This is a genomic window from Roseateles sp. FW301-B2 (assembly GCF_058788955.1).
Map to the genome: position 1 here is coordinate 19,891 of NZ_JBYTBE010000039.1, position 21,781 is coordinate 41,671.

At 69.8% G+C, this 21,781-nt stretch carries 21 protein-coding genes, 1 pseudogene and 2 riboswitches; of the genes and pseudogenes, 14 read left to right on the forward strand and 8 right to left on the reverse strand.

Translation table 11 applies throughout. The features are described 5' to 3' along the window. Nucleotides 1–6 precede the first annotated feature (6 nt). Both AC3WQY_RS20925 and AC3WQY_RS20930 read left to right on the forward strand, forming a co-directional pair. Nucleotides 7–963 (forward strand): AEC family transporter, encoded by a 957-nt coding sequence (locus AC3WQY_RS20925; RefSeq protein ID WP_492710479.1) that lies wholly within the window; start codon nucleotides 7–9, stop codon nucleotides 961–963. A gap of 15 nt (nucleotides 964–978) precedes the next feature. Further along, on the forward strand, nucleotides 979–3,399 hold the full coding sequence (locus tag AC3WQY_RS20930) for an alpha/beta hydrolase family protein (protein WP_492710480.1): 2,421 nt from the start codon (nucleotides 979–981) through the stop codon (nucleotides 3,397–3,399). On the opposite strand, the gene AC3WQY_RS20935 is transcribed toward AC3WQY_RS20930, so the two are convergent. Both AC3WQY_RS20935 and hemE read right to left on the reverse strand, forming a co-directional pair. Beyond that, the gene (locus AC3WQY_RS20935) at nucleotides 3,400–5,541 is read right to left on the reverse strand and encodes a primosomal protein N' (RefSeq protein ID WP_492710481.1); all 2,142 of its coding nucleotides are present in this window, start codon (nucleotides 5,539–5,541) and stop codon (nucleotides 3,400–3,402) included. Nucleotides 5,542–5,827: 286 nt separating this feature from the next. After that, nucleotides 5,828–6,910 (reverse strand): uroporphyrinogen decarboxylase, encoded by a 1,083-nt coding sequence (gene hemE, locus AC3WQY_RS20940; RefSeq protein ID WP_492710482.1) that lies wholly within the window; start codon nucleotides 6,908–6,910, stop codon nucleotides 5,828–5,830. A 96-nt stretch (nucleotides 6,911–7,006) separates the two neighbouring features. Here hemE and AC3WQY_RS20945 point away from each other — a divergent pair, with 96 nt between their 5' ends. Both AC3WQY_RS20945 and AC3WQY_RS20950 read left to right on the forward strand, forming a co-directional pair. Beyond that, the gene (locus AC3WQY_RS20945) at nucleotides 7,007–7,624 is read left to right on the forward strand and encodes a LemA family protein (RefSeq protein ID WP_492710483.1); all 618 of its coding nucleotides are present in this window, start codon (nucleotides 7,007–7,009) and stop codon (nucleotides 7,622–7,624) included. 18 nt (nucleotides 7,625–7,642) lie between these two features. Then, nucleotides 7,643–8,197, forward strand: coding sequence for a TPM domain-containing protein (locus tag AC3WQY_RS20950; protein ID WP_492710484.1), 555 nt, complete (start codon nucleotides 7,643–7,645; stop codon nucleotides 8,195–8,197). Nucleotides 8,198–8,210: 13 nt separating this feature from the next. Here AC3WQY_RS20950 and AC3WQY_RS20955 read toward each other — a convergent pair. After that, a pseudogene (locus AC3WQY_RS20955) lies at nucleotides 8,211–8,588 on the reverse strand (helix-turn-helix domain-containing protein); the annotation flags it as partial. 46 nt (nucleotides 8,589–8,634) lie between these two features. Here AC3WQY_RS20955 and AC3WQY_RS20960 point away from each other — a divergent pair. Further along, the gene (locus AC3WQY_RS20960; protein WP_492710485.1) at nucleotides 8,635–9,627 is read left to right on the forward strand and encodes a GNAT family N-acetyltransferase; all 993 of its coding nucleotides are present in this window, start codon (nucleotides 8,635–8,637) and stop codon (nucleotides 9,625–9,627) included. Nucleotides 9,628–9,648: 21 nt separating this feature from the next. Here AC3WQY_RS20960 and AC3WQY_RS20965 read toward each other — a convergent pair whose 3' ends face one another. From AC3WQY_RS20965 to AC3WQY_RS20980, 4 genes are all read right to left on the reverse strand, one after another. Further along, nucleotides 9,649–10,830, reverse strand: a complete 1,182-nt coding sequence (locus AC3WQY_RS20965) for a serine hydrolase domain-containing protein (RefSeq protein ID WP_492710486.1) — start codon at nucleotides 10,828–10,830, stop codon at nucleotides 9,649–9,651. A 136-nt stretch (nucleotides 10,831–10,966) separates the two neighbouring features. After that, nucleotides 10,967–11,122, reverse strand: coding sequence for a hypothetical protein (locus AC3WQY_RS20970; RefSeq protein WP_492710487.1), 156 nt, complete (start codon nucleotides 11,120–11,122; stop codon nucleotides 10,967–10,969). Then, nucleotides 11,112–11,714 (reverse strand): RNA polymerase sigma factor, encoded by a 603-nt coding sequence (locus AC3WQY_RS20975; protein ID WP_492710488.1) that lies wholly within the window; start codon nucleotides 11,712–11,714, stop codon nucleotides 11,112–11,114. Before AC3WQY_RS20975 ends, AC3WQY_RS20970 begins: the two co-directional genes overlap by 11 nt. A gap of 6 nt (nucleotides 11,715–11,720) precedes the next feature. Beyond that, nucleotides 11,721–11,933 carry a YgaP family membrane protein gene (locus tag AC3WQY_RS20980; protein WP_285233893.1) on the reverse strand — a complete coding sequence of 71 codons (213 nt, stop codon included), beginning with the start codon at nucleotides 11,931–11,933 and terminating at the stop codon, nucleotides 11,721–11,723. A gap of 168 nt (nucleotides 11,934–12,101) precedes the next feature. On the opposite strand from AC3WQY_RS20980, the gene AC3WQY_RS20985 reads away from it, so the two are divergent. Further along, a complete protein-coding gene (locus AC3WQY_RS20985; RefSeq protein WP_492710489.1) occupies nucleotides 12,102–13,754 on the forward strand; it encodes an isovaleryl-CoA dehydrogenase in 1,653 nt (550 codons plus the stop codon). A 1-nt stretch (nucleotide 13,755) separates the two neighbouring features. On the opposite strand, the gene AC3WQY_RS20990 is transcribed toward AC3WQY_RS20985, so the two are convergent. Continuing rightward, nucleotides 13,756–14,553 (reverse strand): alpha/beta hydrolase, encoded by a 798-nt coding sequence (locus tag AC3WQY_RS20990; protein ID WP_492710490.1) that lies wholly within the window; start codon nucleotides 14,551–14,553, stop codon nucleotides 13,756–13,758. A 73-nt stretch (nucleotides 14,554–14,626) separates the two neighbouring features. Then, nucleotides 14,627–14,719, forward strand: a riboswitch (glycine riboswitch). Between the two features lies 1 nt (nucleotide 14,720). Then, nucleotides 14,721–14,834, forward strand: a riboswitch (glycine riboswitch). 84 nt (nucleotides 14,835–14,918) lie between these two features. On the opposite strand from AC3WQY_RS20990, the gene AC3WQY_RS20995 reads away from it, so the two are divergent. From AC3WQY_RS20995 to AC3WQY_RS21030, 8 genes are all read left to right on the forward strand, one after another. Continuing rightward, on the forward strand, nucleotides 14,919–16,211 hold the full coding sequence (locus AC3WQY_RS20995; protein ID WP_492710491.1) for a D-amino acid dehydrogenase: 1,293 nt from the start codon (nucleotides 14,919–14,921) through the stop codon (nucleotides 16,209–16,211). Nucleotides 16,212–16,333: 122 nt separating this feature from the next. Further along, nucleotides 16,334–18,424 (forward strand): elongation factor G, encoded by a 2,091-nt coding sequence (gene fusA / locus AC3WQY_RS21000; protein WP_492710502.1) that lies wholly within the window; start codon nucleotides 16,334–16,336, stop codon nucleotides 18,422–18,424. 118 nt (nucleotides 18,425–18,542) lie between these two features. Beyond that, nucleotides 18,543–19,097, forward strand: a complete 555-nt coding sequence (locus AC3WQY_RS21005) for a hypothetical protein (RefSeq protein WP_285233897.1) — start codon at nucleotides 18,543–18,545, stop codon at nucleotides 19,095–19,097. Nucleotides 19,098–19,475: 378 nt separating this feature from the next. Next, nucleotides 19,476–19,658: a hypothetical protein gene (locus AC3WQY_RS21010; RefSeq protein ID WP_492710492.1), complete on the forward strand. Its 183-nt coding sequence runs from the start codon at nucleotides 19,476–19,478 to the stop codon at nucleotides 19,656–19,658. A 48-nt stretch (nucleotides 19,659–19,706) separates the two neighbouring features. Continuing rightward, nucleotides 19,707–19,985, forward strand: a complete 279-nt coding sequence (locus AC3WQY_RS21015) for a hypothetical protein (RefSeq protein ID WP_285233899.1) — start codon at nucleotides 19,707–19,709, stop codon at nucleotides 19,983–19,985. Further along, complete coding sequence (locus AC3WQY_RS21020; protein WP_492710493.1) at nucleotides 19,966–20,172, forward strand: hypothetical protein; 207 nt, start codon at nucleotides 19,966–19,968, stop codon at nucleotides 20,170–20,172. The genes AC3WQY_RS21015 and AC3WQY_RS21020 overlap by 20 nt, the downstream gene beginning before the upstream one ends. A gap of 130 nt (nucleotides 20,173–20,302) precedes the next feature. Continuing rightward, nucleotides 20,303–21,142: an HDOD domain-containing protein gene (locus AC3WQY_RS21025; RefSeq protein ID WP_285233901.1), complete on the forward strand. Its 840-nt coding sequence runs from the start codon at nucleotides 20,303–20,305 to the stop codon at nucleotides 21,140–21,142. A 9-nt stretch (nucleotides 21,143–21,151) separates the two neighbouring features. Then, nucleotides 21,152–21,769 carry a methyltransferase domain-containing protein gene (locus tag AC3WQY_RS21030; protein ID WP_492710494.1) on the forward strand — a complete coding sequence of 206 codons (618 nt, stop codon included), beginning with the start codon at nucleotides 21,152–21,154 and terminating at the stop codon, nucleotides 21,767–21,769. Nucleotides 21,770–21,781 lie beyond the last annotated feature (12 nt).

Here is a 21,781-nt window from a genome sequence, read left to right on the forward strand (position 1 = left end):
CCAGCCATGCAAGCCATCCTCGCCGTCACCCTGCCCTTCTTCGCCCTGGTGCTGTGCGGCTATCTGGCGGCGCAGCGCGGCGTGCTGGCGGAATCGGCCATCCCCGGCCTGAATGGCTTCGTGCTGTTCTTCGCCCTGCCCTGCATGCTGTTCCGCTTCGGCCAGAGTACGCCGCTGCTGGAGCTGCTGAACCCGGTGGTGCTGGGCATCTACCTGCTCGTGGCGCTGGCCGTGGTGGGCATCACCATCGCGGTGAGCCTCTCGGAGGCGGTGCATCTGAAGGACGCCGCCTTCGGCGCCCTGGTGGCGGCCTTTCCCAACACCGGCTTCATGGGCGTGCCCCTGCTGGTGGCCCTGCTCGGGCAGGCCGCCGCGGGGCCGGTGATCTGCACCATCCTGGCGGACCTGTTCATCACCAGCTCGCTGTGCATCGCGCTGGCGCGCGCACACGACGCCAATGGCGCCGATGCCCTGCGCATGGCGCTGCGCGGCGCGCTCTCCAACCCGCTGCCCTGGTCGATCGCGCTGGGCGCCGGCTGCACCCTGCTGGGGCTGCAACTGCCGGGTCCGCTGAACTCGGTGATCAAGATGCTGGCCGATGCGGCCACGCCGGTGGCGCTGTTCACGATCGGCGCGGTGCTGTGGCGCGCCGGCCAGCATGCGCACCGCCGCACCCCCTGGCAGCGCTTCCTGCCGGTGGCCCTGATCAAGCTGCTGCTGCACCCGGCGCTGGTGTTCGCGCTGGGCCTGGTGGCGCGCCGGCTGGGCGCCCCGCTGTCGGATTTCCAGCTGACCGTGCTGACCCTGGCGGCGGCCCTGCCCAGCGCCAGCAATGTCTCGCTGCTGGCCGAACGCTATGGCGCCGACAACGGCCGCGTGGCGCGCATCATCCTGGCCTCCACCGCGCTGGCCTTCCTCAGCTTCACCACCCTGGCCTGGCTGCTCGGGGCGCAGCCGCACTGAGGCACACTGCTGGCCATGCTGACGCTTGCCCGCTCCCTGCTGCTCGCCGCCGCCGCGCTCCTGCCCATCATCGGCCTGGCGGCGCCGGTGCACACCGGCTACCAACAGCCCTCGCCCGCGGTGCGCGAGCTGCTGGACGCCGCGCCGCTGCCGCGCTATCTGATTTCGCCCGACAAGCAACACCTGGCGCTGCTCGAGCAGCGCCGTTACAGCAGCCTGGAGGAGCTGGCCCGCCCCACCCTGAAGCTGGCCGGCCTGCGTTTCGACGCCGCCACCGGCGTGCCCGCCGGCACGCCGCAGATCCAGCGCCTGCGCCTGCGCGCGCTGCTCAATCCCGAGGCGCCGGAGCGCAACGTCGAGCTGCCCGCGGGCGGCCTCATCCACAGCTTCAGCTGGGCGCCGGACGGCCAGCGCTTCCTGATCGAACGGCGCAGCGACGCCGGCAACGAGCTCTGGGTGGGCGAGACCGCCAGCGGCCGGCTGCGCCAGGTGCCGGGCCTGCGCCCCAGCGAGGTGCTGGCGCCGGGCGAACTGGCCTGGCTGAACGCGCATGAGCTGGTGCTCGCCACCATCCCCGACCGCCGCGGCGCCGCGCCGGCCGCCCCGCGCGTGCCGAACGCACCGGTGGTGCAGGAGAGCCTGGGCCGCGCCTCGCCCGAGCGCAGCTATGCCGACCTGCTGAAGTCCCCGCATGACGAGGCCTTGTTCGAATTCCACGCCCGCGCCACGCTCACCTGGGTGGACCTGCACAGCCTGCAGAGCCGCGACCTGCCGGCCACCGCGATGTTCACCAGCATCAGCAGCGTGGGTGAGGGCCAGTACCTGCTGACCGAGCGCATCACCCGCCCCTTCAGCTACACCCTCACCTACGACGACTTCCCCACTGTGGTGGAGCTGCGCGGCCGCGACGGCAAGCTCTTGCGCGAGATCGCCAAGGTGCCGATGCGCAACGGCATCGCCATCGACGCGGTGCAGGCCGGGCCGCGCGTGTTCTATGCCTCGCCCAACAAGGACGCGGCGATCTACTGGGTGGAAGCGCTGGACGGCGGCAACCCGAATGCGCGCGTGGCCTTCCGCGACCGCGTGATGCGCCTGGACCCGCCCTTCACCGGCGAAGCCATGGAGGTGCAGCGCATGCCGCATCGCTTCACCCGGCTGCGCTTTCTGGACGATGGCCAGCATGCCCTCCTGACCGAGGAGGACCGCCAGCGCGCCTGGACCCGCACCTATCTGCTGCCCCTGCGCGGCACGCAGAGCCGGCCGCTGTTCGAGCACTCGGTGCGCGAGCGCTACCGCCATCCCGGCACGCCGCTGATGCGCACCCTGCCGAACGGCCACCAGGTGGTGCAGACCCTGGGCGGCGACAACATCCTGCTGCAGGGCCAGGGCGCCACGCCGCGCGGCGATCGCCCCTTCCTGGACCGCTATTCGCTGCGCGATGGCGGCGTGCAGCGCCTGTTCCAGTCGGCCGACGCGCCCTACGAGCAACCGCTGCTGCTGCTCGACCCGCAGCACCTGGTGACGCTGCGCGAAAGCCCCAGCGAGCCGCCCAACCTCTGGCTGCGCGAACTCAATGCCAGCGGCTATGGCGCGGCCCAGGCGCTCACCCGCAGCAAGGACCCGACGCCGCAGCTGCGCAAGGTGAAACGCGAGCTGGTGAGCTTCAAGCGCGCCGACGGCGTGGAGCTCTCCTTCTGGATGTACCTGCCGCCCGACTACAAGGAAGGCGAGCGCCGCCCCACCCTGGTGTGGGCCTACCCGCTGGAGTTCAGCGATGCTGCCATCGCCGGCCAGGTGAGCGGCTCGGCGAACCGCTACCTCAGCGTGGCCGGCAGCAGCCCGCTGCTGCTGGTGCTGGACGGCTTTGTGGTGCTGCAGGACGCCACCATGCCTATCGTCGGCGATCTGAAGACCGTCAACGACGGCTTCCTCGAGCAGATCACCATGAACGCCCGCGCCATCATCGACAAGGCCGAGGAGCTGGGCGTCTCCGACCCCAAGCGCATGGCGGTGGGCGGCAACAGCTACGGCGCCTTCATGGCCGCCAATCTGCTCGCCCACACCGATCTCTTCAAGGCCGGCATCGCGCGCAGCGGCGCCTACAACCGCACTCTCACGCCCTTCGGTTTCCAGAGCGAGCGACGTTCGCTGTGGGAGGCCAAGGAGCTGTACCTGAAGCTCTCGCCCTTCATGTATGCGCCGCAGATCAAGGAGCCCCTGCTCTTGATCCACGGCGAGGCCGACAACAACGTCGGCACCCAGCCGATGCAGAGCGAGCGCCTCTACCTGGCGCTGGCCGGCACTGGCGGTACGGTGCGCTATGTGCTGCTGCCCGGCGAGGCGCATGGCTACAGCGCACGCGAGTCGGTGGGCCATGTGCAGTGGGAGATGAGCCAGTGGCTCAAGACCTATCTGGGTGACCCGCGCGCGCCCTGATCAGATCGCCAAGGGATCGACGTCCACGGCCCAGCGCAGCAGGCCCTTGTGCTCGCGCTTGAGCGCGTGCAGCTCGGGCATCCATTGCCACAGCAGGCGCTGCAGCGCGCCGCGCGTGGGCGATTCCACCAGCATCTGCAGGCGCTCCACATTCGCCACTCGCGCCACGCTCATGGGTACGGGCGGGTAGACCAGCACGGTCTGCGCGTCGGGCAGCGTGCCGGCATGGCGCGCCGCGGCCTCCAGGAAACCCTGTGCCGCCTGCACCGTGCGTGCCTCGGCGCGCAGCAGGGCCAGGTGTGAATAGGGCGGCAGGCCGGCCGATTCGCGCTCGGCCAGCTGGCTCTTGGCGAAGGCCTCGAAGTCATGCCTGAGCAGCGACTGGTAGAGGGCATGCTGCGGATGCCAGGTCTGCAGCCACATCTCGGAGCGCGCGGCCGCTTCGGCATCGCGCCCGGCGCGGCCGGCCGCCTGCATCAGCAGGGCGAAGAGGCGCTCGGGGGCGCGGAAGTCGCTGCTGAACAGGGCCGCATCGGGGTTCACCGCCGCCACCAGGGTGATGCGGCGGAAGTCGTGGCCCTTGGTGATCATCTGCGTGCCCACCAGGATGTCCACCTCGCCCGCGTGCACGGCGCCCAGCTGCGCCTCCAGCGCGCCCTTCAGGCGCGTGGAGTCGGCATCGATGCGCGCCACGCGCGCCTCGGGCAGGGCCGCGGCCAGTTGCTCCTCCAGCCGCTCGGTGCCCTGGCCCAGCGGCGCGATGTCCTGGTTGCCGCAATCGGGGCAGGCGCGCGGCACGCGCTCGCTGAAGCCGCAGTGGTGGCAGCGCAGCGTGCGGTCGCCCTTGTGGAAGACGCGGTAGGCGCTGCAATGCGGGCATTCGCTCTTCCAGCCGCATTCGCCGCAATGCAGCACCGGCGCATAGCCGCGCCGGTTCAGGAAGATCAGGCTCTGCTCGCCGCGCTGCAGGCGCTCGCGCAACGCCGCCAGCAGCGGTTGCGCAAGCGCCGTGGTGACGCCTTGCTTGCGCGGCAGCAGGTTCATGTCGTAGATGCGCAGGCGCGGCATGGCCCCGCCACCAATGCGCTGCGGCAGAGCCAGGCGCCGATAGCGGCCGGTATTGGCGTGCTGCCAGCTCTCCAGCGAGGGCGTGGCCGAGCCCAGGATCACCGGCACGCGCTCCAGGTGCGCGCGGTACACCGCCAGGTCGCGCGCCGAGTAGCGCGCACCATCCTGCTGCTTGTAGGAGGGGTCGTGCTCCTCGTCCACCACGATCAGGCCCAGGCGCGGCATCGAGGCGAACACCGCCAGCCGCGTGCCCAGCACCAGCTCGGCCTGGCCCAGATGGGCGGCCAGCCAGTTGCGCAGGCGCTGCGCGGGCGTGAGGCCGCTGTGCAGCGAGACGATGCGATGGCCCTGGAAGCGCTCGGCAAAGCGCGCCTCCAGTTGCGGCGTCAGGTTGATCTCGGGCACCAGCACCAGCACCTGGCGGCCCTGGTTCAGCGCATGCTCGGCGGCACGCAGATAGACCTCGGTCTTGCCGCTGCCGGTCACGCCATGCAGGAGCACGGGCGCCGGCCCCGGCGCCGGCCCCGACCCCGATCCGGTCGCGTCGCTGGCGCGCTCGGCGAGCAACAGCGCATCCAGCTGCGCCAGCACCTCGGCCTGGGCCGGGCTCAGCTCGGGGCGCTGCGCGCTTGGCACCTCGTCCTTGGCCTCGGCTTCCACCCACTTGTGCAGCTTCTTCAGCCGGCCCTGCAGCTGCTTAGCATCCAGCTCGCGCAGCTGCGGCGGCAGCACCGAGAGCGCCACCTCGCCGACGCTGCGCTGGTAATAGCTGGCGGCAAAGTCCAGCAGGCGGCGCCAGTTCAGCGTCAGCGGTGGCAGCTCCAGCAGGGCCTGGCCGATCGGGCGCAGCGCCGTGTCCGGCAAGACCTGACCCTCGGCATCCGCATCGGCGGGCAAGGGGTCCCAGACGATGCCGGTGAGCTCGCGCTTGCCCAGCGGCACCTGCACCAGGCTGCCGGGCGGCAGCGCCTGCTCGCTCAGATAGTCCAGCGGCGCGCCAATACCGCTGTGCTGGGGCGCGTCCACCGCCACCCGCAGCCTACAGATCGGATTAGAAACGCCGCTTAAGTCCATGATTCAAAGGGGCTTTCCGGGAATCCACACCAGCCTGTGGATAACTTTGTGGGAAACATATTCAATTTCTTCCCGACACTGCCGTCCGCTAAGCGCACGGCCCGCCAGCCCCGGGCAGAGCCCCGCGGGGCGCCCCCTTTGAAATCAAACACTTAGGCTTCAATCGTGAAAACCCCAAGCTGCAATGCAGCATCTGAAGCCTGCGCCGGTGACATGCCTCAAATTGGGGATAAGTCCGAGCAGGCTGGGCCTAATTCACACCCTGGCCGCAGCCCGAAGCCCGGCCTCAGCGCAACTTGCGCGAGTAGTTGTGCACCTCGTCGACCAGGTGCAGCACATGCTCCGGCGGGGTGTGCTGGCTGATGCCATGGCCGAGGTTGAAGACATGGCCGCCCCAGCCCCCATCGGCGCGCTGCGGGCGCCCGAAGCTGTCCAGCACCGCACGGGCCTGCTCGCGGATCGCCGCGGGCGGGGCGAACAGCACGTTCGGGTCCAGATTGCCCTGCAGGGCCACCTGGTCCTGCACCTGGGCGCGCGCCTTGCCGAGGTTGGCGGTCCAGTCCTGACCCACCACATCGGCGCCGGCGGCGGCGATCTCATCCAGCCACAGCGCGCCGCCCTTGGTGAAGAGGATGCGCGGGATGCGCTGGCCTTCATGCTCGGTCTTCACCTGCGCCAGCACGCGGCGCGAGTAGTCCAGGCTGAAGCGCTGGAACATGCCGTCGGCCAGCACGCCGCCCCAGGAGTCGAACAGCATCACCGCCTGGGCGCCGGCCTCGATCTGGGTGTTCAGGTAGGCGGCCACGGCATCGGCATTGATCTGCAGGATGCGGTGCATCAGGTCGGGGCGCGCATACATCAGGCTCTTGACCTGGCGGTAGTCGTCCGAGCCGCCGCCTTCCACCATATAGCAGGCCAGGGTCCAGGGGCTGCCGGAGAAGCCGATCAGCGGCACGCGGCCGTTCAGGGCCTTGCGGATCGAGCCGACGGCATCGAACACATAGCGCAGCTTGGCCATATCGGGCACGGCCAGCTCGGCCACCGCGGCCTCGTCGCGCACCACTTTCGCAAACTTGGGACCCTCGCCGAGCTGGAAGGAGAGGCCCAGGCCCATCGCGTCGGGCACGGTGAGGATGTCGCTGAACAGGATGGCCGCATCCAGCGGGTAGCGCTCCAGCGGCTGCAACGTCACCTCGGTGGCGTAGTCGGTGTTGGTGGCCAGACCCATGAAGCTGCCGGCCTTGGCCCGCGTGTCGCGGTACTCGGGCAGGTAGCGCCCGGCCTGGCGCATCAGCCAGACGGGGGTGTAGTCGGTGGGCTGGCGCAGGCAGGCGCGCAGGAAGGTGTCGTTTTGCAAGGTGGCACTCATGGCGTGATTATCCGCTGCGATACTCGGCCAGCCTTGATCTGGACACGGTTGGCACCATCTGCCGCTGCGTCATCGAATCCATACGGGAGTCTTGCCATGAGTTCGAGTCTGAAACGCGCCGCACTGATCGGCAGCCTGGCCGCCGCCACCCTGAGCCTGAGCGGCTGTGGCTACAACGAATTCCAGCGCCTGGACGAGCAGGTCAGCGCCAGCTGGGCCGAGGTGCTGAGCCAGTACCAGCGCCGCGCCGACCTGATCCCCAACATCGTCAACACGGTGAAGGGCGAGGCCAATTTCGAGCAGGAGACGCTCACCAAGGTGGTGGAGGCGCGTGCCAGGGCCACCGCCATCCAGGTCACGCCCGAGCTGGCCAAGGACCCCGAGGCGCTGAAGAAATTCCAGGCCGCCCAGGGCGAGCTGAGCGGCGCGCTCTCGCGCCTCTTGGTGGTGAGCGAGAACTACCCCAACCTGAAGGCCAACCAGGGCTTCCAGGATCTGCGCGTGCAGCTGGAGGGCACCGAGAACCGCATCACCGTGGCGCGCAACCGCTACATCAAGTCGGTAGCCGACTACAACGTGCTGACGCGCTCCTTCCCCAGCAATCTGACGGCGATGGCGTTTGGCTACGCGGTGAAGCCCAACTTCCAGGTGCAGAACGAGGCCGAGATCAAGAACGCGCCGACGGTGAGCTTCGACAAGCCGGCCTCCAAGTAAGCGCAAGCGAGGAACGCCATGCGCCGCTGGCTGCTGCCGCTGCTGCTCTGGGCCTGCTGCGCCCTGCCCGCGTGGGCGCAGGAGCTCAAGGCCGTGCCGGTGCTGACCGCGCAGGTGATCGACCAGACCGGCACGCTCAATGCCGCGCAGCGCAGCGCGCTGGAGGCCAAGCTGGCCAGGTTCGAGCAGGAGAGCGGCGCGCAGCTGGTGATCCTGATGGTGGCCAGCAGCGCGCCCGAGGACATCGCCGCCTATGCGCAGCGCGTCGGCGATGCCTGGAAGATCGGCCGGCGCGAGGTGGGCGACGGTCTGCTGATCGTGGTGGCCAAGGATGATCGCAAGCTGCGCATCGAGGTGGCCAAGGCGCTGGAAGGCGCGGTGCCGGATCTGGCGGCCAAGCAGATCATCCAGAACCAGATCAGCCCGGCCTTCAAGGCGGGCGACTACGCCGGCGGCCTGAACCTCGGCGTGGACGCGCTGGCGGCGCGCATCCGCGGCGAGGCCCTGCCCCCCCCCCCGGCCCGGCCTGCCCGGCCAGGCAATCGCGCAGCAGCTCGGCCCCCTCCTCGCTGAGGCGCGCCAGCAGGCTGCGCTTCTCGGCAAAAAAGCTGTAGATGGTGGCGTGTGAATAGCCCACCGCGGCCGCCACCTCGCGCAGCGTGACGGCCTCGTGGCCGCGCTCGGCAAACAGGGCGCGGGCGGCATCCAGGATGGCCTGCTCGAGCGCCTCCTTGTGCGCCGCCCGGCGCAGCTTGGAGGCGCTGGGCGCCGCATCCTCGCCCACGCTCTTGCGCGCCTGCCGCTTCAGCGGCCCTTCCGGCCTCGCCAATTTCTGGCGCGTGCGCGGCACCGGCTTGGCGGCCGGCCGATCCCCCTCTGGTGCGGGCGTCACCACCCCGGTGCTGGGGTGCAAGCCCTTGGCGCCGGTGGGGCGGGCGGTGGGATTTGCGTTTTTGCTAACCATTGGTTAATAATTTGTCACTGGATAAATTTTTACCGCAGGCTCTACCATGCCACAGATTGCCGCCGAACCCACCGCCCATCGCCTGCTGCCGCTCGACCCGGCCGCGCCGGTAGCCCTCGAACTGATGCAGGCCTTGAACGCCGAGCTGGCGGCCATCAGCGGCGACAGCGGCGCCGCACGCTTCGATCCGGACACGGTGCGCGGCGAGCGCGCGCTCTTCATGGTGGCCCTGGGCGCGCAGGGCGAGGGCCTGGGCTGCGCGGCCCTGCGCCCGCTGGGCGAGGGCCATGCTGCCGAGCTCAAGCGCATGTATGCGCGAGCCGGCACGCGCGGCGTGGGCAGCGCATTGCTGCGCCATCTGGAGCTGCAGGCCCTGGATCTGGGCTACCGCGAGCTGTGGCTGGAAACGCGGCCTGCCAACGCGCGCGCCCTCGCCTTCTATCGGCGCCATGGCTATCGGGAGATCGCCAGCTACGGCGACTACGCGCTGCGGCCCGACTCGATCTGCCTGGGCAAGACGCTGGTACCGGCGCTGCTGCTCAACGAGGTGGCGCAGCTCGACGCGCCCCTGCTCGCCCAGCTCTGCGAGCTGCTGATCGACAGCGTGCAGCAGGGCGCCTCGGTGGGTTTTCTCAAGCCCCTGGGCATGGCCGAGGCGCAGGCCTACTGGCAGCAGGTGGCGCGCAGCCTGGGCCCGGCCCAGCGTCTGCTGGTGTTGCAGGAGGGCCAGCAACTGCTGGGTTCGGTGCAGCTGGCGCTGTGCCAGAAGCCCAATGGCCGCCATCGCGGCGAGCTACAGAAACTGTTCGTGCACAGCCGCGCGCGCGGCCGCGGCCTGGCCAGCCTGCTGCTGCGCCGCGCGGACGAACTCGCGCGCGCCGCGGGCTGCAGCCTGCTGGTGCTGGACACCGAGAGCGGCTCCAAGGCCGAGCAGGTCTACCGCCATCTGGGCTGGCAGCATGCCGGCAACATCCCGGACTACGCGAGCACCCCGGAGGGCAGGCTGCACCCGACGGCGCTCTATTTCAAGCAGCTGTAGACATGCAGCTGGCGCCGGGGCTCAGGGCGCCATCGCCTTGAGTGCCCGCACCGCCACCTCCCGCACCGCCTTGTCGGCCTTGGCGTCCTCGCCGGCATTGCTGACCACCAGCACCGCATCCTCGCTGTCGGGCTTCATGGCGATGAGCGCGAACCAAAGCTCGTTGCTGCCGGTGTGTGCGAGGTGGCGTGCCGTCACACCCGCCATGCTGCCCTGCAGCCGCCAGCCCAGCGCGAACTTGCCCCCGGCGCGCGCCGCCTGGTGCAGGAAGCGATAGCTCTCGGGCTTGAGCAGCTTGCCGCGGCCCTGCTCGCCGGCCATCTGGTCGACAGCAAAACGCGCCCAGTCCGCCAGGGACATATGGATGCCACCGGCCGGCGCCAGCACGGCCGGGTTGTCGGCTTCGGGCCCTTCCACCGGCACGCCGGCCTTGTGGCCCAGCGGCTGGCCGCGGTGCGTGGCACCAAAGCCCGCGCTCGCCAGGCCGAGCGGCTCGAACAGCTCACGCCGCATCAGGGTTTCATAGGGCAGGCCGGTGGCACGCTCGGCCACCAGGCCGGCAATCAGCACGCCGCTATTGGAATAGCCATCGGCGCTAGCCACGGCAAAGGCCGGGGTCTGGGCCAGGGCCAGGCGGGCAAAGGCCAGGCGCTGCTCGTGGAGGCTGCGCCGGTCCTTCTGGAACACCGGCGCCCAGGACTCGTCAATGTCCGGCTGCATGCCAGCCTGGTGGGCAAATAGATCGCGCAGCGTGGCCGCGCGGTAGCTGGGCTGCATGTCGGCGGCCAGTTCGGGCAGCAATTGGCTCAAGGGCGCATCCCAGGCCAGCAGGCCGCGCTCCACCAGGCGCGCCACCATCACCGCCGTCATGGCCTTGCCATTGGAGCCGAGGTGCCACACATCGCCTGGCTGCACCTTGTCAGCCGATCCACTCGCGCGCAGACCCAGCACGGCTTGCTCGCGCAGCTGCCCCTGGCGTATCAGCACGGCGCCCATGGCGGGCAGTTTGTGTTCGGCCAAGGCGGCCTGCAGCAAGGCGTCCAGGCCCACGGCCGGGGCAGCGGGCTGGGCAGTTGCGGCAGGCTTGGCAGGCGTGACGCCCGCTTCGGCGGCCACGTCGCCAGCCCAGGCCGTGGTGGCAGCGGCAGCAAGGCACAGGAGGGCGGCGCGCGCGGCCAGGCTCAGGGTCGTGAGTTTTTTCATCTTGGATAGGGTCGCTTGCAGAGAAGAGGCTGGGCAGTGTCCCCATGCGACAGCGGCCGAGCCGTGACAGAGCGACGCAGCGCCCAAGCGTCGGCATGAACTGCCGCGGCGGGCGATGCGCCGTGGGCCAGGCCGCTTAGATCGACTTGCGGTCGCGCCGCAGGGCGACGGTTTCAAACAGGCCCATCAGCCAGCTCATGGGGCAGCCGCGCAGCAGCCGGAGGGCGCCCAGCAGGGCCAGCGCGGCGGCGCCCCGCGCCAGGCGCTCACCCACCGAGCGCCTACAGAACATGGTGGCGCTCCTGCTCGTCCTTGCCAGTGCCGACAGCCGCGGGCTCGGGCGCACCGTCCTTCATCCAGTAGCCGCTTGCCAGCAGCTGCTCGCGCACCTGGGCGCGTGCGCGATGCAGGCGGCTCTTCACCGCCTCCAGGCTGAGCCCCAGCTGGGCGGCCACCTCGGGCGCCGTCAGCTCATGCACATCGCGCAGCAGCAGCACCTCGCGATGGGCCGGGCTGAGCCGCTCCAGCGCGCGCAGCAGATCCAGGCGCAGATCGGTGGGCAGGGTCGGCGCGCTGGGCTGCTCGGCGGGCGCCAGTTCGTCCAGATCCTCGGTCTTGCCGCGGCCGCGGTAGAGCCGGTAGCACTCGCGCTCGACGATGCGGAACAGCCAGGTCGCGAAGGTAGCCACGGTGCGCAGCGCGCCGATCTTGCGGTAGAGCTGCCAGAGCGCGATCTGCACCGCGTCCTCGGCGTCCTCGCTGCTGGCGCAGGTGCGCCGGGCAAAGCGCTTCAGGTCGGGCTGGCAAACGCTCAGCAGGCTGGAGAGCGCACCCGGGTCGCCGCGGGTGGCGGCCTCGATCAGCGGGGCTTGGGCACGGATCATGGTGGCTCAGTTCTTCAGGGCGCGGCGCCCCAGCATCGCACAGGCCGGGCAGAAGCCGACCAGGGCGGTCGAGGCCAGGGTGGCGGCGGCGGCGCCCGCCATCCAGCTCAAGGGGCCGGCGCCGAACCAGCCCATGAAGACGGCCCCGCCCATGAGCAGACCCATGAGGATGCGCAGGGCGCGCTCCCAGTGCGGCAGATTGCGTTTGATGAAGAACATGGTGGCTCGGTTTGGAAGTGATGGACACCGACCTAGAGTGCGAAGGGCCTCAAAAGGATTCGGCATTGCGAAAAGAATTCGCCCGCCCCCGGCCCGCCCCGGATGGCGCAGCGCCAGCGACTGCGCTCTACTTCCGGCATCAACAAAGCGAGAGCATGGAGACCGGGCATGTGGCAGACGCACAGCATCAGCAACCAGGTCGATGACTACGCCGACTACAACCTGTTGGCCACGGACCCGATCCTGCGGCAGGCGCTGGCGCGCGCCGGCGCCGACTGGGCCGAGACGGCCCTGCTCGATTTCGGCGCGCAGCTGGGCCGGCGCGAGAGCTATGCCCAGGCCGAGCTGGCCAACCGCCACGGCCCCGAGCTGAGGAGCCATGATGCGCGCGGCCGGCGCGTCGACCAGGTGGAGTTCCACCCGGCCTGGCATGAGTTCCTGGCGCAGTACCGCGGCCAGGGCCTGGTGAGCCTTGCCTTCGAGACCGAGCGCCGCGGGCGCTGGAGCGCCTTTGCCGCCGGCTTCTACCTGCATGGCCAGATCGAGGCCGGCAGCCTCTGCCCCGCCACCATGACGCAGGCCTGCATCCCGGTGCTACAGAAGGAAGCGGCGCTGTTCGAGCGCCTGCGTGGCCAGCTCTACAGCCGCGCCTACGACCCGCGCGACCTGCCGCTGGAACAGAAGACCAGCCTCTGGGTGGGCATGGGCATGACCGAGAAACAGGGCGGCTCGGACCTGCGCGCCAACACCACGCTGGCCACCCCCCTGGGCGCGGGCGGCCGCGGCGGCGAGTACAGCCTGCGCGGCCACAAATGGTTCTTCTCCGCGCCGATGTGCGACGCGCATCTGGTGCTGGCGCGCACCGAGGCCGGGCCTAGCTGCTTCTGGGTGCCGCGCTGGCGGCCCGATGGCACGAAGAACCCCATCCACATCCAGCGCCTCAAGTCCAAGCTGGGCAACCGCAGCAACAGCAGCAGCGAGGTCGAGTTTGCCGATGCCTGGGGCCTGATGCTGGGCGAGGATGGGCGCGGCATTCCCACCATCATCGAGATGGCCGGCTACACGCGGCTGAACTGCGTGATCGGCAGCGCCGGCATCATGCGGCAGGCGCTGGTGCAGGCCCTGCACTATGCGCGCGAGCGCATGGCCTTCGGCAAGCGCCTGGCCGAGCAGCCACTGATGCGCAGCGTGCTGGCCGATCTGGCGCTGGAAAGCGAGGCCGCGGCGCTCCTGATGATGCGGCTGGCCCAGGCCTTCGAGCGCGGCGCCGACGCTCCCGCCGAGCGCGCCTGGCAGCGCATCATGACGCCGGCCGCCAAGTTCTGGGTCTGCAAGCGCGCCGTCGAACTGAGCGGCGAGGCGATGGAGGTGCTGGGCGGCAACGGCTATGTGGAGGAAGGCGTGCTGGCGCGCCTGTACCGCGAGGCGCCGGTGAATTCGATCTGGGAAGGCTCGGGCAATGTGATGTGCCTGGACGTGCTGCGCGGCATCGCACGCGAGCCGCAGGCCGCCCATGCCCTGCTGGACGAGCTGCAGCAGCTCGCCGGCGACAGCGCGCCGCTGCGCAGCGAACTCGCCGCCCTGCGCGACCTGCTCACGCGCACCCCGGCCGCCGACTTCGAGGCCCTGGGGCGCCAGTTCGCGCAGCGCCTGGTGCTGCTGGCCCAGGCCTGCCTGATGAGCCAGCATGCCCCCGGCGAGGTGGCCGAGGCCTTCATCGCCAGCCGCCTGCTGGACGCGCAGAGCGGGCGCGTGTTCGGTGCGCTGGACACGCGCGGCATCGCCATCGATGCGCTGCTGGCGCGCGCGCTGCCGATCTGAGTCAGAGCGCGGCGAGCGCCTCGCGCAGGGTCTGCTGGTATTGCTCGAAGCGCTGCAGGTCGTTGTGCGCCGCACCGGGCACCAGCACCAGCCTGGCCAGCCCTTGCTGCCGCAACAAGGCCTCGCTGTGCTGGGGTGCGATGAGGCTGTCCTGCCCGCCATGCACCAGCAGCAGCGGCGTGCGCAGCCGGGCCACGTCGGCGCCGGTGTCCAGCGGGTAGCGCAGCAGGCCCGGTGGCACCCAGGGAAAGTGCTCGCGCATCAGCGCCGACATGCTGGCGTAGGGCGATACCAGCACGGTCAGCTCCGGCCCGACCTCCGCGGCCAGCCCCGCCGCTAGGCCCGTGCCCAGCGAGCGCCCATAGATCACATGCTTGAGCCCGCGGTACTGCGGCGCTACGGCGTCCCAGGCGGCGCGCACATCGGCGCGCAGCTGCGCCTCGCTCTCGATATGGCCGCTGCTCTTGCCATAGCCGCGGTAGTCCAGCATGAAGAGGTCGTAGCCGGCGCGGCGATAGAAATCGGCGTTGACGAACCAGGTCTGCAGATTGCCGGCGTTGCCGTGCAGAAAGAACACCAGGCCCTTGGGCCGGGGCAGGCGCAGATGCAGGGCCGAGAGCGTGGCTCCGGGCACGTTCAGCCGCAGGTCCTGCACATCGGCGCCGAGCTCGAAGCGATGGCCGGCGGCCAGCGGCTCGGGCTGGAACAGCAGCTGCTCCTGGCGCCAGTACAGCCAGGCCATGGCGGCGCCATAGGCCAGCAGCAGCATCAGGCCGGCCCCCAGAATGGTCTTGCGCATGCAGCATCCTCCACGCTTGCCCGCAGTCTACGCAGGCGGCGGCCTGCCGGATGCAAGACCTGGGCTACACTGGCTCCCGGATTCAGGAGAGTGCGGCCCGCCCTGCGAGCCGCCGCCGAAGGCGCAAGCTCCCATACTCGCTCAGGCCCCGTACTGGATCCGCTTTCAAGCCGAATGCTGGAGAGTGCCTCATGTGCAATGCATGGGGCCGCCGAAGGAGCAAGGCGCGGGCCGCAAGCCCGGCGCCGAATCTCTCAGGCACCAAGGACAGCGGGAGCGGCGCGCCCAGGCGCACGCATCCCTTTTGGCATCACTTCCGCCAGAGACTGCACGCCTGCGCGTTCAACCCGAACGGAGTATTCGCAATGCATGTCATCGTCCTGGGCGCCGGCGTCACCGGCATCACCACCGCCTGGTATCTGCGCGCGGCCGGCCATGAGGTCACCGTGATCGAACGCCAGCGCGCCGCTGGCCTGGAAACCAGCTATGCCAATGGCGGCCAGATCTCGGTCTCGCACGCCGAGCCCTGGGCCAATCCGGGCGCGCCGCTGAAGGTCCTGAAATGGCTGATGAAGGAGGACGCGCCGCTGCTGTTCCGCCTGCGCGCCGACGCCGCGCAATGGCGTTGGGGCCTGCAGTTCCTGCGCGAATGCACGCCCGGCCGCACCGCCCACAACATCCGCAACATCGTCAGCCTGGGTCTCTACAGCCGCGCCAAGCTGCAGAGCCTGCGCCAGGAGCTGGGCCTGCAATACGACCAGCGCAGCCAGGGCATCCTGCACTTCTACACCAGCGAGGCCGAGTTCGAGGCGGCGCAGGAGCCGGCGCGCATCATGCGTGAGCAGGGCTGCGAGCTGGACATGAAGACGCCCGACGATTGCGTGGCCATCGAGCCGGCGCTGGCGCAATGCCGCGGCAAGATCGTCGGCGGCAGCATGACGCCCAGCGACGAATCGGGCGATGCCCATGCCTTCACCCAGGCGCTGGCGGCGCGCTGCGCGGCGGCCGGCGTGCGATTCGAGTACGAGACCCGCATCCTCGGCCTGGAACAGGGCCGGCAGGGCGTGGAGCGCGTCATCGTCGCCAACGCCGCGGGCGTGGTGAGCCGGCGCAGCGCCGACCGCTTCGTGCTCTGCATGGGTTCCTTCAGCCGCCAGCTGGCGCGCGAGCTTGGCGTCTCGCTCAACATCTATCCCGCCAAGGGCTACTCGGTCACGCTGCCGGTGATCGCGCCGGCGCACAGCTACCAGGTCTCGCTCACCGACGACGAGTACAAGCTGGTGTTTTCGCGCCTGGGCGACCGCCTGCGCATCGCCGGCACGGCCGAGCTGAACGGCTACAGCACCGAGCTCAATCTGGTGCGCTGCGAGGCCATCGTGCGCCGCACGCGCGAGCTCTTCCCGCACATGACCGATGGCCAGGGCGCCCAGTACTGGACCGGCCTGCGCCCGGCCACGCCCTCCAACCTGCCCTATATCGGCGCCAGCAAGGTGGCCGGCCTGTACCTCAACACGGGCCATGGCACGCTGGGCTGGACCCATGCCTGCGGCTCCGGCGCGGCCATCGCCGACATCGTCAGCGGCCGACAGCCAGCGCTGGATTACGCCTTCACCGCCGCGACATGCAGGCCACGGCAGTTGCAGGCGGTGGCCGCCTGACAACAATGTGGCGGCTTTGATCTGACCCCTTGCCGCCGGGCAGCGCATCCTCTACGCTGGGGCCATCCCAGAAGGAGGATGCCATGTCCCCGAGCCCATCGATGCACAACGACGGAGGCGCGATGGCCTCCGACAGCCCCAACGGTAGTCGAGGGGGCGCCGGGGGGCCGGCGGCCCAGGCCGAGATCGCCAAGATCCGGACCCTGGCCCTGCTGGGCCCCGCCGGCGCGGGCAAGACCAGCCTGATCGAGGCGCTCTTGCACCACTGCGGCGTCATCACGGCGCCGGGCTCAGTGGAAAAGGGCAACACGGTCAGCGACCACGATGTGCTTGAAAAGCGCATGCAGCATTCGCTCTATGCCTCGCTGGTGCACATGAAGCACCAGGGCCTGCGCATCCACGCCATCGACACCCCCGGCGCACCCGACTTCGTGGGCCTGGCGCTGCCGGCGCTGGAGGCGGTGGAGAGCGCGGTACTGGTGATCAATGCGCAGAACGGCATCGAGCTGATGGCCTCGCGCATGATGGAGGCGGCGGCGCAGCGCGGCCTCACGCGCATGATCGTGGTGAACAAGATCGACGCCCCCGGCGTCAATCTGCCGGCCCTGCTGGAACAGCTGCAGGCCGCCTTCGGGCGCGAATGCCTGCCGCTCAATCTGCCGGCCGGCGGCGGCACCCGCATCGTCGACTGCTTCTTCAACCGCGCGGGGGAGTCGGATTTCGGCTCGGTGGAAGCCGCGCACCGCGCCCTGGTGGAGCAGGTGGTGGAGGTGGACAGCGCCTTCGTCGACCGCTATCTGAACGAGGGCGACGTGGACGCCAGCGAGCTGCATGCGCCACTGGAGCAGGCGCTGCGCGAGGGCCATCTGATCCCGGTGTGCTTTACCGCCGCGAAGTCCGACCTCGGCATCAGCGAACTGCTGGATGTGGTGGCCAAGCTGCTGCCCAACCCCTTCGAGGCCAATCCGCCCAAGTTCCTGGAGGGCGAAGGCGCCGACGCCAAGCCGCTGCAGGCCGAGCCCGATGCCGGCAAGCATGTGATCGCCCATGTCTTCAAGATCAATGCCGACCCCTACCTCGGCAAGATGGGCGTGCTGCGCGTGCACCAGGGCACGCTGACACGCAACAGCCAGCTCTTCGTGGGCCACGCGCGCAAGCCCTTCCGCGTCTCGCACCTGTTCATGCTGCAGGGCAAGGAGCATGTGGAGGTGGACCAGGCCATCCCGGGTGATCTGGTGGCGATCGCCAAGGTCGAGGAGCTGCACTTCGACGCGGTGCTGCACGACGCGCAGGAAGACGAGCACATCCACCTCGCGCCGCTGGACTTCCCCACCCCCGTGCACGGCCTGGCCATCAGCCCCTCGCGCCATGGCGACGAGCAGCGCCTGTGGGAAATCCTCAGCCGGTTGGTGGACGAGGACCCCTGCCTGAAGGTCGAGCATGTGGGCCTCACCAACGAGACCCTGGTCTACGGCCTGGGCGAGTTGCATCTGCGCATGCTGCTGGACCGGCTGCGCGACAGCTACAAGTTCGAGGTCAAAACCCAGCCACCGCGCATCGCCTACCGCGAGACCGTCTCGGCCCCGGCCGAGGGCCATTTCCGCCACAAGAAGCAGAGCGGCGGCGCCGGCCAGTTCGGCGAGGTCTATCTGCGCATCGAGCCGCTGGAACGCGGCGCCGGCTTCGAGTTCCGCGACGAGGTCAAGGGCGGCACCATCCCCGGCCAGTTCATGCCGGCGGTGGAGAAGGGCGTGCGCCAGGCCCTGGCCAGCGGCGTGGTGGCCGGCTATCCGCTGGTGGATCTGCGCGTGGTGGTGTTCGACGGCAAGCACCATAGCGTGGACTCCAAGGAGGTGGCCTTCGTGACCGCCGGCCGCAAGGCCCTGATCGCCGCGGTGCAGGAGGCCCGGCCCCTGGTGCTGGAGCCCATCGTGCATGTGGAGATCGTCACCCCGGAAAGCGCGATGGGCGACATCACCGGCGACCTGGCGGCGCGCCGCGGCCAGGTGAACGGCACGCGCAGCGCGGTGCCGGGGCTGATCACCGTGCAGGGCCTGGCCCCGCTGGCCGAACTTGCCAGCTATCAGAGCCGGCTCAATGCCATGACCAGCGGCCAGGGGCGCTACAGCCTGGCGCTCTCGCACTACGAGGCGGTGCCGCCCAACACCCAGGCGCAGCTGATGGCGGCGCACAAGGTCAGCGACGAGGAGTAGACAGGGTCTGGCGCGACACTATCTTGCTCACCCTGGGCAACTGGGGTGAAGCCGGCTTTATCATACGCAAATGTGTTCCGCTGCCCGGGACGTCGCCCAGATCCGCTTGGACAACGCGATGCTCCTGTTTGAAGAGTTCGTTGCCGCCACCGTCAAACACGCCGATGCCGCCGCCCTGCGCGGTCTGGAGCGGCGTTTCGCGGAGCGCTTGCAGATCCAACCCAGCTATTGGAGCCAGATCAAGGGTCGCTCGCGCCAGATCGGCGAACGCCTGGCGCGCCAGTTCGAGCTCTTGTGCCACAAGCCGCAGGGCTGGATGGACCAGGAGCATGGCGCCCATGGCCAGCCCGCTGCCGCCGGCCCGGCGCCGCAGGACAGCACGCCCAGCGTGCCGCAGGATGATGACGAGCGCTTCATCGTCGGCCTGGTGCTCACCTATTACCGCCGCCATCCGCAGCGCGCGCGCACGCGCTTGCTGGATCTGCTGGGCGAGGTGCTGACGCCCGAGCCGGCACCGCTCGGCGCGGCCAGTGCCGGCAAGCCCGTGGCGGGTCTCAAGCCGGCGGCCCTGCCGGGTCCCAAACCCGTGCCTGCCCCCAGCCCGGCGGATGAGCTGGACGCCTGGCGCCGCCTGCAGCAAGGCATCGCGCCGCTCAAGCCCAAAAAGCGCTGATAACGCTGACCCCTAATTTGTTTATCAGATCCGATAAATAACACTTGCGCAAGATAATCAATCGTTTATCATTTGCGCAAGTCGCGGATGGTTCACCGCGGCGAGGCCCCTCTTTCCATTGACGCCTTGACCGGGTGCCGCTCGCCAGAGCTCACCATGCCGCCCGCGGGTCCGAACCGGCCCGCCGTGCCCCGCATGTGCCGCAGCTCCGCGCGACGCTAGCGCCCAAACCGAACTCAGCGCCAGGCTGAGTGCTCTCGTTCCCAGTTGACGCCCCGGTGGTCCGTCCGGCCGCTGCGCTTGGCATCGCCCTTGTGTTCCCCGTTGACGCTGCAGCGCCGCAGTGGCGCCGCCGCATTGCCCAGGAGTTTTGCACCCATGACCCAGTTCACCTCACCGCGCCCCATGAACCTGCGCCTGAACAAGCCGCGCAATCCGATCGTCGCGCCCAGCCTGCTGCGCCAGGCCGGACGCCATGCGCTGGGCCATCAGCGCCAGGCCCAACGCCGCGATCTGCACAAGCAGCTGCTGCAACTCGCCAGCAGCGATAGCAGCCCCTGAATTCACCGGCAAGCCTCTGAAGAAGGCTGGTCGGGTTGGAGATCCACCATGAGATTGACCGAATTGCGCGGCCCGCAAGATGCCGCTCAGAGTTACGAAGCCTGGCGCCAGCGCCTCGCCCCCTTGCTGCAATGGAGCAGCGCCGCCTTGCTGCGCACCGCGCGCCGGCTGGCCCGTGTGAAAGCGGCCTATTGCCAGCCCGAGCTGGAGTTGTACGCCGAGGCCGCAGCGCCCGAAGGCGCCCTGGTGGTGCCGCTTCTATCCAAGGACCCAGGCGCCCGACAGCGCAGCAAGACGCGGAGGCAGCATGTACGCGGATTGGCGTGAGCCCACTACCCGGCTGCTGCTGCGCGGCAGCGCCCTGCTGACCCGTACCGCACTGCGCCTGGCGCAGGTGCGGCCGAGGCCGGAACGCAGCATCGTGGAGTTCCATGCCGAGCGCGGCGCCGAGGGCGGCACCTTGTTTGTGAACGGCCAGCGCGTTGGCATGCTCACCGGGGTGCGCAGACTGTGACGAATGTCGCCGGAGTCCGGGCGCGCCGACGCCCGGACTCAAGCCGGCGACTGGGCTGTCGATATACGATGAACGCAAACCTCGCGATGTCGCGGGCGCGCTTGCCACCTCATATCGACATGTCGCTGCCATGAACTACGCGCCGCTCACCCAGCCCCTGCCGGACCTGGCACGTTGGACCGCGCATTTTCGTGGCGAGGAAATCCCCGTGCTGGCCCGCAGCGCCGAGCAGCTGGAGTTCTGGCGTGCCAACGAGGACGATGTGGACGCCAACAGCCTGGGCGAGGAGATCGCTTGCGATCCCCTCATGACGCTGAAAGTGCTGGCCTACGCCTCGGCGCATCGCTCCGCGCGCCTGCTGGCGGATGCCGAAACCGTCACCGCGGCCCTGGTGCTGATGGGCATCACGCCCTTCTTCAACGCCTTCGGCCCTCAGCCCACGGTGGAGCAGCGCCTGGCTGACCGGCCCGATGCGATGGCCGGCCTGCAGCGCGTACTCAGGCGCGCCGAGCGTGCCGCGCGCTTTGCGCTGGGCTTTGCCGTGCACCGCACCGATCCAGATGCGGCGGTGATACACAGCGCCGCGCTCTTGCATGACTTCGCCGAGATGCTGCTGTGGTGCTATGCGCCCGACCTGGCGCTGGAGATCCAGCAACGCCAGCGCCTCGACCCCGCGCTGCGCAGCGCGGTGGCGCAGCGCGCCGTGCTGAACATCGAGCTGGGCGATCTGGAACAGGCGCTGATGCAGGCCTGGCGCCTGCCCGAGTTGCTGGCCCACATCACCAACGACAAGCGCGGCAACGATCCGCAGGTGCAATGCGCCAAGCTGGCCGTGCGCCTGGCCCGGCATACCTCCGAGAGCTGGGAGAACCCGGCCGTGCCCGACGATCTGCGCGAGATCGGCAGCCTGCTGAATCTGGGCCCGGACCACACGCTCAAGCTGCTGCAGGAACTCGACGGCGAACTATGATCCTGCGCCATGGCAGGACCCACCCTCGAGTTTTGGCAGCAGCGCTTTGAATCCGGGCAGACGCCCTGGGATCGCGGCGCCGCACATCCCCAATTGCTGCAATGGCTGGCCGAAGGCCGCTGGCAGGCCGGCGAGGCGCTGCTGGTGCCCGGTTGCGGCCGCGGCCACGAGTTGCTGGCGCTGGCCGCGGCGGGCATCACCGCCACCGGCCTGGACTATGCCCCCGCGGCGGTGACGCTGGCCCGCGAGGCCCTCGCCGCACGCGGGCTTGCCGGCCGCGTGGAGCAGGCCGATGTGCTGCTGTGGCAGCCGGAAGCCCCGGTCGATGCCGTCTACGAGCAGACCTGCCTGTGCGCCCTGCATCCCGATCACTGGCAGCGCTACGCGGCGCAGCTGCGGCACTGGGTCAAGCCGGGCGGCCGGCTGTTCGCGCTCTTCATGCAGGCCCGGCGTGACAGCGCGGCGCAGGGGGTGGTGGAGGGCCCGCCCTATCACTGCGACATCAACGCGATGCGCGCGCTGTTCCCGCAGGCGCTGTGGGATTGGCCGGCACCGCCCTATGCGGCGGTGGGCCATGGGCAGGGCTGGCAGGAACTGGCGGTGGTGCTGACGCGCCGCCCCGATTGAGCCCGGCGGCCG